The following is a 2127-nucleotide window of genomic DNA, read 5'->3' on the forward strand; positions in this document are numbered from 1 at the left end:
CCAAGCCAGCGAAAGCTGGAGCCGCGAATATTTGCCCAGCTGAGGCTATTCTGAATTGATCATGCCGGCGAATGGGCTATATCATCTCTGAAGCCGTGAACAGAGTGCTAAACGCTGAAAGAAACTGACTACGCCTCTTAATTACCTGCTGGTATCCCTCCGTAAAGAGGGAATATTCCTATGACTAGCTAGCCGGATGTATGGTGGTGTTGCGTGTAGCCGGTAAGCAGCTCGCTAGGACGGTTGATTAGCAGTTGAAATGGAGACGTATCTTGACACCTCGTACGTTCTCAACTGATGATACGTTAACCGTACTTATTCGATATCCTGCTGCTGATGAGTACGCCGCGTCTCTGCGGAACCAATTTCCAAAGTTGCGCGTATTATGCGCCAGCGATGACGTGTCCCTCGAAAGCTACATGGCTGAGGCCGACATCCTCCTCGCGCCAAGTTTTCCAGTCAAGCTCGTGAGCAAGGCGCGTCGGCTCAAGTGGTTCCAGTGCACCAACGCGGGTATTGATACGGTTTTGCCGATCCGCGACCAACTCAACGAACTGATTATAACCAACGCGCGAGGTGTACACGGCGAGTTAATCGCGGACTATGTGATCGCGGGGATTACCATGCTGCACTGGGACTTCCCGCGATTCATGCGGGAACAGGCCCGTAAGGAATGGCGCGACCGGAGTATCACACTTCTCGCGGAGCAGACGCTTGGTGTCGTCGGTCTTGGATCTATCGGAGCCGCTATCGCGCGCCGAGCAAAAGGCGCCGGGATGAGGGTAATAGGCTGCAAACGGGACGTAACAGAGCCGGTCCCATATGTGGACGAACTCCTCCCATCAAGCGGGCTTGAGGAGCTTCTGACACTGTCGGATTTCGTCGTTCTCGCTGTTCCGCGCATCCCGGAAACCGAACGTCTGATCGGTCGAGCGCAGTTCCGACAGATGCGCCGCACTGCGTTTCTTGTCAATATTGCTCGCGGAGCCGTGGTGGCGGAAAGCGAGCTCATTGAAGCCTTGGTGTCCGGTGAAATCGCGGGAGCGCTTCTTGACGTGTTTGAGCAAGAACCATTGCCAGCAGAAAGTCCTCTCTGGACTATGCCCAACGTCATTGTCACCCCTCACGTTGCCGGTTGGCGAAGCGACTACGACAGACGAACGCTCGATATTTTTAGCGAAAATATTCACTGTTTCCTGGAGGACCCACCATTGCAAAACGTCATCGACTTGAGCCGTGGGTGCTGAAACCTATATCCTGCCCTGGCGAAATAGCGGCGGATCTGCGTTTCGGTGTGGATTAAATTTAAGCGTTCGCACGCCGTCCAGTATACCCAATCCTCGCCGATTGACAGCAGATCGCCAATCAGTGGATAGCGAGCCACTGACGGAACTCCATCGACCGGAACATCAGGGCCGGATCGTCATCCGCGCGTGGAGCGGCGGTAAGACTCAAGCATTGGCAGCAAGAAGGCGAGTTGTCGATCGCACGGCTTCACAGTCTCGGGTTGCAGGTTGTGAGCTCGCTCCGTGCGAACCGCGGTGCGATCGTAGCTGTGGTAAGCGCTACTCAGCCAGCCCCCGCGTTGCCATGTCGCACATGGAGTCGGCGGTAAACTCACTCGTGGGGGAACGTATGATCAAGAAGCAGCAGGTGCGCTGGTCGCTCCACGGCGCGGATGTGCTCATGCAGGCATGCAGGTCCGCACGGCCGAGATAACTTCACGAGAGATTGCAGCCCCCTCTTCGGCAGAGGCGGACATACGATCTTACGCCGGAGCCACACGTGCCGTCTCTTATCAAGCCTAAACCCCTCTGAGCGCCGCCTGACCCAGGGAAATTACGGGTGTCCCGGCGAGGGCGCTGCGAGGGTGATCGTCACGATCTCGCTTATCTCAAAACCAGATGCTCTCGATACATAGATTATATTTGACGGCGGCTAGCTCACGAATGAAGTCTGATGCAATCAAAGACAAGAATGCGGGGGAAGGGGGAGGGGACAATCGAATTTTGTGAAAAAACATCCTCAGCCATAAGAAAGAAGGGGAAAGGGTTAAACCCATGAGTAAGAACTATCGCATTCTCGACCTCCTCCGTCGCAACCGTTCGCCGCTTGAAAATCACCTGA

General features: G+C 55.1%; 2 protein-coding genes. One reads left to right on the forward strand and one right to left on the reverse strand.

What is annotated here, in order from left to right:
* The first annotated feature begins 419 nt into the window (after window positions 1-419).
* Window positions 420-1247 carry a D-2-hydroxyacid dehydrogenase gene (locus CK221_RS29435; protein WP_245430791.1) on the forward strand — a complete coding sequence of 276 codons (828 nt, stop codon included), beginning with the start codon at window positions 420-422 and terminating at the stop codon, window positions 1245-1247.
* Window positions 1248-1943: 696 nt separating this feature from the next.
* Here CK221_RS29435 and CK221_RS30605 read toward each other — a convergent pair.
* On the reverse strand, window positions 1944-2127 hold a 184-nt coding region (locus CK221_RS30605), incomplete at its 5' end, for a hypothetical protein (protein WP_210200049.1).

This window comes from Mesorhizobium sp. WSM3868 (assembly GCF_002294785.1).
Taxonomy (GTDB): Bacteria; Pseudomonadota; Alphaproteobacteria; order Rhizobiales; family Rhizobiaceae; genus Mesorhizobium.